Below are 9,593 nucleotides of genomic sequence, written 5' to 3'. Positions count from 1 at the left end.
ATCCCTGATTGAAAGCGAACTCTTTGGTCACGTAAAAGGGGCGTTTACCGGTGCAAATGAAAATCGAATGGGAAAATTGGTCGCCGCCAACGGTGGAACTTTATTCCTCGATGAAATCGCCAACCTTGCACTACATCTGCAAGTTAAATTATTGCGTGTGTTGGAACAACGCCAGGTAACACCAGTTGGAGATGAAAAACCGGTTGCACTCAATGTGCGTGTTATTGCCGCGACCAATGCTAGCTATGCGCACTTAACGGATGAGCGACAATTTCGCCAGGATTTATTGTATCGTCTGAATACCGTAGAGCTTACCCTGCCGCCGCTGCGCGAACGTAAAGACGATATTCCGTTGTTAGCGGATCATTTCCTCAGTATTTACGCACAAAAATATCAGCGTAAAAAACCGCTGCTTAGCCACAAAGCGCTGGCCTCACTGCAGGAATATTCCTGGCCGGGCAATGTGCGTGCACTAAACCATGCCGTTGAGCGGGCATTGGTATTGAGTGATAAAGATACCTTGCAAGCAGAAGATTTTGCCCTCGCCCCTGCGACTGAAAATTCTCTACATGATTCATTGCAAACTAACTGCTTGAATTTGGAAATGTTGGAACGCAATGCAGTTGAGCAGGCGCTAAAAAAACATGCCGGTAATATTTCACAAGCGGCGCGGGAATTGGGCTTAACGCGCATGGCGCTCTATCGCAGGATGGAAAAACATGATCTCTAACGCTGTGTTGTCAATCAAGTCAGGATTAACCGATTTTCGTATCAATATTCTGCTGCGGTTAGTGTTGATTCTCTGCACCATGTCGTTATTGGCCGGTGTTTATCATGCTGAACAAGTATTGATATTCAGCATGATAGGTATAGCTATCTTATTATCGATACAGATTTATTTGCTTTTTTATTATATGCAATCCACCCAGCGCGAAATGGAAAGTTTTTTTGATGCTGTGCGGTATGAAGACGGTGCACGTCGAATCAATACCCGCTTTAAACAAAGCCAACACCTGAAAGTGCTGTGGGAAGAACTGCAAACGCAGTTGCAACAGTTGCGGCAGAAAAATGAAGAGCTGGTGCGCTATTACAGTTTGCTGCTGGAAAAGGTACCTGTTGCGCTGGTGGTTGTTGAAGATGAGGGTGAAGGCGGAAAAATCGAACTGGTTAATTCAGCAGCACAGCAATTATTTAAACGCAGCTACCTGACAGCAATGGATCAACTGCATGATTACGGCGCGCAACTGGCGTTGGACATACGGCAAATAACTGCAGGCGAACAGCGCAGCTCCCATCTGTTGAGTGATCAGGTGTCTATTGCGGTAGCAGTGTCGGCCGCAGCGATTCAATTACACAGTGGCACCAAAAAGGTAATTAGTATTCAACCTATCCAACGAGAACTGGATAGACAGGAAATTCTCGCCTGGCAAAATTTGGTGCAGGTATTTACCCACGAAATTATGAATTCAATGACACCCGTTGCGTCACTGAGCAAAACGGCAAATGAATTATTGTTGACGCAGTTAGATAACCATGGGGGTGCCGATGAGTCTTTGCAGGATGCGCAGCAGGCCATCCACACTGTGGCCCGCCGCGCGGAACATTTAATGCAATTTGTACAGGCATATCGACGTATTGCCAATCCACCGCAACTAAAGTGCGTGGATATAGTAGTGCAGGATTTACTGATGGATGTATGCCGCTTATTTCAGGTGCAGGCAGGCGAACGGGGAATCATATTAAGGTGCACAACAACTCCTGAGCATCTCAGGCTACATGCCGACCCCGCGCATGTGGAGCAAGCATTAATTAATCTGGTAAAAAATGCAGTCGATGCAGTGGCAGAAAAAACGCATGGCCATATTTTTTTAAAGGCTTACATTGGTCATGGCGGCAATGTATTAATTGATGTGATTGATAATGGAGCAGGAATTGCAGCAGAAAAATTAGAACAAATTTTTGTGCCCTTTTACACATCAAAACGCGATGGTACGGGAGTCGGTTTATTCTTGGTGAAGCAAATTATGCAAGCGCATCGCGGTTCGGTTTGTGCGTTGCAGGGTGAAAAAGGTGGAAGTATTTTGCGTTTGATGTTTTAGGCTTTGCTCTATTGTGCCCAAATGAGTGAAATTTTGAGAGATTCTTTTGAATAAACAGCGATAACGGCTGTATTGCTAAAAAGACTAGGTTAAGATTTAGTTGCCATCAAAAGGAGGTCGCTCGTCGAAAAGTCATTCGACGCATATATAGTTCAAGGAGAAATGGTGCAAAACAAATCAAATAGCAGTGATACTTAAGGAGAAACCGTTGAAAATTTTAACTTCATTAGCGATAGTTTTTGTATCAGCAGTAGCATTAAGCAGCAATGCAACGATCATTTGGGATGAAAGTATTAATGGTAGCTCTGAGAGCATGCCAATGCTTAATTTGCAGATGGGGGAAAATGAAATTTTAGGCTCAAGCCGTTGGATTGGTGATGACATCGATCCGTTTATTTATACCGAAGCAAATCGGTATGTTTTGAGCTTACAAGAAGGATATAGCATAAAATCCATAACCGCTGAGATCTTCAATTCTGTACTAGATTCTCAGGACTCACTTGAGAGCCTGTGGGCAACGACATTTTGGTCACTGCAAGATTTTACCTATGACTTCAAGTGGTACGAATATACCCGCATTGGTGAACAGTCACCTTATGCTAGTTTCAGTAATCTTCCGCTCAATGGTTTCAATAATTTTCTCTTAAATCAAGCTGCCGGGCTTTCTATTTCGGGGCCGTTTGATCTTTCCTGGGATTATAGAGTGACTATTGAAGTGGTTAATTCAGTTCCAGAGCCATCGTCATTATGGTTGGTGCTGTTCGCACTTGCTGTCATCTTTTGGGCACAAGTACCAACTAAGAAACGGATCAGTCCTTAGCAAAATATTCTAATCATTTACACGGCGGTATCGCTGTAGAGGGCTTTGGAAATTATTGATCGTCGTACAGCTGTTTTTTGCTAGATAGCAAAAAGTAGATTAATGCCTCTCGAAACTTTTGGCGGCTAATGCGCAGCATGACCGCCAGATTGAAAATCTTTTATGCCGTGCATTTTCCTCCGGTTTGTTCGTTATGACCAAACCGGTTATTTTCTAAAATAGCCCAAACATTCATCCACTTCATTTGCAAAACCTAAAATGACTGCAACGTGTTCAAGTAATTGTTGCGGTTGAATTTCCAAAATGCGTTGCTGCTCGCTTCAGGTATTTATTATTGTGTTCTCAATTAATATCGGTTAGTTAACAGAATATGTTGGCTATCAGCCCTTGGCTGATTCTCAAGCAGTAATTTAGGCTATGCATTGTTACAATGCAGCTGACCGTATTTAGTGGTTGAGCGAACTATTACAATAACAAACAAGGTTTCACCGGAGTAGCTTATGCGAGCACGAGGGTATTTGGCATCTCTATTAATATTCATGTGTACGATTTGTTTGGCGGCAAATGCCCTGGCGCAATCGCTGGATTCAGTACTTGCCAACCCGACATTACCTATCGCAAAAATGCCCTTTTTTAATTTGCATGATTTTGTTTCATTGCTAACTGCGGCGATTTGTGTGCTGCTGGTGATTTACCAATTCTTCTTGCCCAAGACCAATCCATTGTCAGCATTACTGTTGAGCTTATTCTTTTTGAGTTTGGGAGCTGCCGCCATTTCAAATGTATTGTTGTGGAATGCCTACATTAGTATCAATTCGGTATTTATAAATCAGCTGATTCCGTGGGTTTTTGCGACTGTATCTATCACCAAAGGAATATTTTTATATTTATATGTTGCATCGTTAACACAGCATGGCTTCAGAATTAATTACAAACATTTTCTGTTTTCGATACCGCTGCTGATCGTGTTGGGTATGCTCGGTTTATTTCAGATAGATGCAGATAATTTGCGTTTCATCGGAATCCGTAGGTCGGATTCGGAGATTGAGCAGGTGGTGTGGGTGTGGCACTTGTTGCGCGCGACACCCTTTATCTACGCGGTTGCCGCAGTAATTGTCACGCTTTACTATCACAATAATTTAAAAGAATATTATTCAAGCTATATTGTTAACGGGCCGGTTTGGTTGAGTGTGTTAACCATCGGCTTTGTCATAAATTGGGGTTGGGCGCTGGCTACGCATTTGTGGGGTCGGCACTTACCGATATCTATCGCCGACTCTCTTGGTATAGCGGATAACTACATTACGCTGGTATTGCTCAATGGCTTGTTTATTTATAGTTTTGTCTATAGCCACAAATTGGAGGCGACTAAAGCGCTGCCAAAAAATGCGGAAATAGCGGATTTGATACCTCATTCTTTATCTGGTGATGAATTAATAAAAATCAGAAACGGAATGGAAGTTGATCAGTTATATTTGAAAAACAATTTGAACATAGAAGAGTTTTCAAAATGCATCGGTCTTTCTTATCGGGAGGTGTCGAGCATTATCAATAAACACTTCCAGACGAACTTTTATGAATTTGTTAATTTGTACCGAGTGAATAAAGCAAAAGAGTTATTACTCAATCCGGATTATGCCGATAGAACCATTTTAGATATTTTTTTGGAATCCGGCTTCAACAGTAAGTCGGCATTTAATCGGTTTTTTAAACGTTATGTGGGAGTTACTGCCACTGAATTCCGTAAAAATCCACTCGCCCAGCAAAAGCGGGAAGGCTAGGCCTTCCCGTTTCAGGTTAATTCACCAAGCGGTAACTTAGTAGCAACCAGCGTTGATACGTGTATTGCCGTCCCACGCACATTGACCGGTGATACAGTCAACCAAATTGTTGTTAAAGCTGTTCGTTGCATGGCTGAAAATAGTGAACCAGCCACCGTCGTCCCATACTGCAGTCGGATAGTTGCGTGAACGTGCTTCCAGCGAGTGCATTTGTTGGTACCACAAGCGAATATTGTTGCAGGTCATGGTGGGCTTGTTCTTGGCCCAGCCTACACCCCATTCACTTACATACACCGGCATACCCTTGCCGACTGAGTCAGCCCAATTTTTTACCCGCGTCAGAGGATCAGCGATGGTGGCAGTCGTCCAGGCCATTGCATGGTTTCCGTCTTGACCGGAAAAGGTGAAGGGCTCGTAGTGGTGATGGGAGGCCATCACGTAGGGATCATTACCGTTGCCAACCGGACTCAGGTCGTACCACACGTTACCCAACTCGTAAGACCCAAACCATTGGTTGCCGCCAATCATCACAATACGCTGTGGATTTACTGCGCGAATCTTTTGATAAGCCCGGCCACTCATCGCGCGGATGTTGGCGACTGGCATTGCACTACCATCAGAAAGATGTGGCTCATTCAGCAACTGGAACATCAGGCGCGTGTTGCGATTGCCAAAAATATCCACCACGTCTTGCCACAGACGCTCAAGTACCGCGGCGCGGTTGTTGTCTTTCAGGCCGTATTCGTGGTGGGCGTTGATGACAACATGCATGCCCGGCAGGGAGAGCGCATAGTCAACCGTCTGCTGAAGTTGTGCGAGCCTTGGATGGTTGCGGTCAACCACTCCCGTCAGTTGGTTAGCTAGGCGCGAACCGTTAATGGTTTCAGTCCAGGTAACCGGGATGCGCACATTACGGAAGCCTTTGGCGTAGTAAGCATCGATTTTGGGTTTGGCATTGGCGAATGTTGACGCGTTCTGCTCGCCTTCGAACATGTTCCCCAAATTAAAGCCTGCACCCATATCCGTTGCTGCTTGTGCAGCAGTTTTCCATTGGCTGGCCGGTGCTGAGCTGGACGTGCTTGTGGCGCTGGATGAACTTGGAGTAGATGTGTTTGTGCCAGAAACGATTTCAATCCAATCCAGATTGAATCCGCCCACCGCCATAAACATACCCAGGTCGTAGGTGCCGGCCTGGATAGTCACGTTAGCCTGGATGGTCTGGAAGTTTTGCCAATCGCCGGTGTTGGGGATCACCATATTGGTGAGGAAAGTTGCGCCGCTGTTTAGATCAACTGCAAATTGGGCCCCGGTATTGGGGCTCGCAACCCGTGCGCGGATGGTGTACTGGCCGGAGGTTGGAATGACAACATCAGTAAATTTGAGCCATTCATTGGCAACGATCCAACCTACATTAAATCCACCACCCGCGGCCAGTGCCTGGATGTCCACGGCGTCGTTACGATAGGCTGCGCCGCTATTACCGACCGTGGTGTCAAAGAACTCATCGTAGTCTTCCGCTTGCAAGCGGAGATTGGTGCCTGCCGCCACAGATGACCTGCTGGATGAGCTTGCCGCACACTTATCGGTCAGGCTAAACCAATTCAGGTTCCAGCCGCCTGCCGGTACAACAATGCCCAAGCCCTGTGCACCGCCGGGCAGGGTGATATCGCGAGTGATGGTGACCCAGTTTTGCCAGCCGCCAGTGTTGGGTACCGGGAGTGTGTCATAAGTCGCACCTCCACCCGATTTCTCCAGCACCAGCACCGAGCCGGTCACTGCGCTCGCTACACGGTATTGAACGGTGTAAGTTCCCGCGCAGGGTAAGTTTAGAGTTGGGTATGAAATCCAGTCGCCCGCATCGGTATAACCCACATTCAGCCCGCCGCCGGTATCGGTCGTCGCCTGGGTTTGAATGCCGAGCATGTTGTTAAAGCTTTCGGCCTGGATAACGGTGGTCGCAGCATTGGCCTGCGCAGATAGTAGGCCAAGCAGCATTCCTCCAACCGCAGCAGTACCCCTGAGGGCTTTTGGAGCATGTAGATGTCTAGTCATTTGGGAAACCTCTATTAATTTATTATTCGGTGTTGTGCTACTGGCGATTCCCAATCAATTTTTTTAATGCACCCTCTAGGTTATTCCGTTGGATGAGGATTCAAGCCAGTTAACCGATAGTAAATTTTGTGCCCGCAAGCGCGCGCCAGAAGTTACAAAGCGTCAAAGTTGGTGCGTACCAGCTTCGCGGCGAAACTGGCACCGGTAGTTTTTGTGTTAAACAGCCACTTTTTTATAGTGCTAGTTCAAATTTTTAGGAGGCGGCGGGATTTATAAAACGAGGGGGAAAAAAAGCCCCGGTAGTGAGTGGATTACCAGAGCTTCGTTTAAGGTCGAATGTTATGACAAAACAGTTAATACAATCTGCTAGATATCAAGCGACTGACCCTTGCACAGGCTTCTGCTGGAGGTCTTCTAATGCGTTGTCGGATGTGCATGTAAATAACCTAAGCACTCATCCACTTCATTCGCAGAACCCAATATTACCGCCACCCGCTCGTGCAATTGTTTCGGTTGGATTGCCAGAATTCGCTCTTGTTCACTCCGGGCTTTACCGCCGGCATTTTCAATTAACAGTGCCATGGGGTTTGCTTCGTAGAGTAAACGCAATTTTGCCGGTTGTTTGGCGTTGCGGTTATCGGACGGATATAAAAATATCCCACCGCGCGTGAGTACGCGATGCACATCACCTACCATGGCAGCGTTCCAGCGCATGTTGTAGCGCTTCTGACGCGGGCCGGTTTCGCCGAGGATTAAATCCTCAATATAGCAGTGCATATCTTCGTTCCAGAAACGCGAGTTGCTCATGTTGATGGCAAATTCCTGCGTGTCTTTTGCGATCTGGATATTGTCAGCCGTTAATAAAAAAGTGCCTTGGGTCGAGTCCAGCGTAAAACAGCGCGTGCCCTTGCCGGTGGTAATGGCGAGCAGGGTTGATGGCCCATAGAGCACATAACCGGCGCAGACTTGTTGCGTCCCCTGCTGGCTAAATTGCAATTCGCTGCTGTGCGGAACTGAATCGAGTGCGCGGTAAATACTGAATATAGTTCCAATCTGGCCATTGATATCGATATTGGATGAACCGTCGAGTGGATCAAAGGCCACCAGATATTGTCCCTCTGGATTGGCCGCGACGACGCTATCTTCCTCTTCCGAGGCGAGAGCCGCTACAGGTGCACAGGCGAGTAATAAGTCTTTCAATAATTGGTTGGATATGACATCCAATTGTTTTTGGGTTTCGCCCTGGATATTTTCATCTTGCGTAGAGCCGAGCACGCCCGCGAGCGCACCCTGGCGCACGCGGAACGCAATTTCTTTGCTCGCATCAATAATGGTTTCAATTACTTGCATCAACTCTGCTTCGACATCGTCATCGCGCAGTACATTCAGTAAATTTTTCATGCAATTACCTGTTGCGACTTTTTTTGTTAGATATAGCGATTGATGCAATTTAAATCGGCGAAGGATTGTTCCAAACGCTTAACCATATGTTCTTCGCTTTGGCGCAGCCAGACGCGCGGATCGTAATATTTTTTGTTGGGTTTTTCGTCGCCCTCGGGGTTGCCGATCTGGCTTTGCAAATATTCAGCGTTGGCTTTGTAGTATTCCATTGTCCCTTCCCAAAATGCCCATTGGGTATCGGTATCGATATTCATTTTTACAACACCGTAGTGGATCGCTTGGGCAATGTCGTCTGCTTCAGAACCTGAGCCGCCGTGGAAAACAAAATCGAGACTGTTGTGCGGTACACCAAACTTTTCACTTACGTAGGTTTGTGAGTTGCGCAAAATTTCCGGCGTGAGTTTTACATTGCCCGGTTTGTAAACGCCGTGCACATTGCCGAAAGACGCCGCTATAGTGAAGCGAGGGCTGATGGGGCGCAATTTTTCATAAGCGTAGGCTACATCTTGCGGTTGGGTATAGAGCGCGGAATTATCCAGATGGCTGTTGTCCACGCCATCTTCTTCGCCTCCCGTGCAGCCTAACTCGATTTCCAGTGTGATGCCGAGCTTGTGCATGCGTGTTAAATAAGCGGCAGAAATTTCGATATTTTCTTGCAGCGATTCCTCCGATAAATCGATCATGTGTGAACTAAATAGAGGTGTGCCAGTTTGCGCAAAATGTTTTTCGCTTGCATCGAGCAATCCATCGATCCAGGGTAATAATTTTTTCGCTGCGTGATCAGTGTGCAATATCACCGGCACACCGTAGGCTTCTGCCACTGTATGAACATAGTGTGCGGCGGCGATGGAGCCCAATATCGAACTGCCCTGTCCATCGAGTTTGATGCTTTTACCCAGAAAAAAGGCGGAGCCGCCTTGCGATAATTGCACAATAACTGGCGAATTCACTTTGCGTGCCGCTTCAAGTGTGGCGTTAATGGTATTGGTGTTGGCTGCGTTCACGGCAGGATAGGCAAAACCGCCCGCTTTGGCGGCATTGAATAAGGTTTTTACGGCATCGCCAGTGGCAACGCCAGGGGCAACGAGGTTCGCGAGACTGTTCATCATCAAATCCTGAGCTGTGGTTGATTTTTTGTGATGACCGAGTTATTCGCCGATTGGATTTTTTTAGTTTTTCTTTTTTATGTCGAATATAAATTTATTTGGATCTGATCTGTAAGGGCGCTGCTTGCTGTGCTCTTGTCATGCCCGCGCCCAAATCGCATTGGCAACAACATTATCAGTCATCAATTTCTGCAAGTTCCGACGCCTGCTCGCAAATCGCAACAAAGTGACCCGGGTCCAAACTCGCACCGCCCACTAACAAACCATCGATATCGGCTTGCTGCAATAAATCGCGCGCATTGCTTTTGGTTACGCTGCCGCCATACAAAATGCG

General features: G+C 46.6%; 8 protein-coding genes. 4 read left to right on the top strand and 4 right to left on the bottom strand.

Annotated elements, in window-relative coordinates:
* The 4 genes from ACWA6V_RS11250 to ACWA6V_RS11235 all read left to right on the top strand — a co-directional run.
* The coding region (locus ACWA6V_RS11250) for a sigma 54-interacting transcriptional regulator (protein WP_449522570.1) at positions 1 to 730 on the top strand (730 nt) is incomplete at its 5' end.
* Positions 720 to 2,099 carry a sensor histidine kinase gene (locus tag ACWA6V_RS11245; protein WP_449522569.1) on the top strand — a complete coding sequence of 460 codons (1,380 nt, stop codon included), beginning with the start codon at positions 720 to 722 and terminating at the stop codon, positions 2,097 to 2,099. The genes ACWA6V_RS11250 and ACWA6V_RS11245, both read left to right, overlap by 11 nt.
* Before the next feature lie 208 nt (positions 2,100 to 2,307).
* Positions 2,308 to 2,919, top strand: a complete 612-nt coding sequence (locus ACWA6V_RS11240) for a PEP-CTERM sorting domain-containing protein (RefSeq protein WP_449522568.1) — start codon at positions 2,308 to 2,310, stop codon at positions 2,917 to 2,919.
* Between the two features lie 500 nt (positions 2,920 to 3,419).
* Positions 3,420 to 4,700 carry a helix-turn-helix domain-containing protein gene (locus tag ACWA6V_RS11235; RefSeq protein ID WP_449522567.1) on the top strand — a complete coding sequence of 427 codons (1,281 nt, stop codon included), beginning with the start codon at positions 3,420 to 3,422 and terminating at the stop codon, positions 4,698 to 4,700.
* A gap of 36 nt (positions 4,701 to 4,736) precedes the next feature.
* On the opposite strand, the gene ACWA6V_RS11230 is transcribed toward ACWA6V_RS11235, so the two are convergent.
* The 4 genes from ACWA6V_RS11230 to ACWA6V_RS11215 form a co-directional block, all read right to left on the bottom strand.
* Positions 4,737 to 6,752, bottom strand: coding sequence for a carbohydrate-binding protein (locus tag ACWA6V_RS11230; RefSeq protein ID WP_449522566.1), 2,016 nt, complete (start codon positions 6,750 to 6,752; stop codon positions 4,737 to 4,739).
* Positions 6,753 to 7,166: 414 nt separating this feature from the next.
* On the bottom strand, positions 7,167 to 8,153 hold the full coding sequence (locus ACWA6V_RS11225) for a class 1 fructose-bisphosphatase (protein WP_449522565.1): 987 nt from the start codon (positions 8,151 to 8,153) through the stop codon (positions 7,167 to 7,169).
* 26 nt (positions 8,154 to 8,179) lie between these two features.
* On the bottom strand, positions 8,180 to 9,259 hold the full coding sequence (fbaA, locus tag ACWA6V_RS11220) for a class II fructose-bisphosphate aldolase (RefSeq protein WP_449522564.1): 1,080 nt from the start codon (positions 9,257 to 9,259) through the stop codon (positions 8,180 to 8,182).
* 175 nt (positions 9,260 to 9,434) lie between these two features.
* A partial coding sequence (locus ACWA6V_RS11215) for a triose-phosphate isomerase (RefSeq protein WP_449522571.1) occupies positions 9,435 to 9,593 on the bottom strand: 159 nt, incomplete at its 5' end.

This window comes from Cellvibrio sp., assembly GCF_053579595.1.
This window is presented reverse-complemented; position numbering and strand designations above follow the sequence as displayed.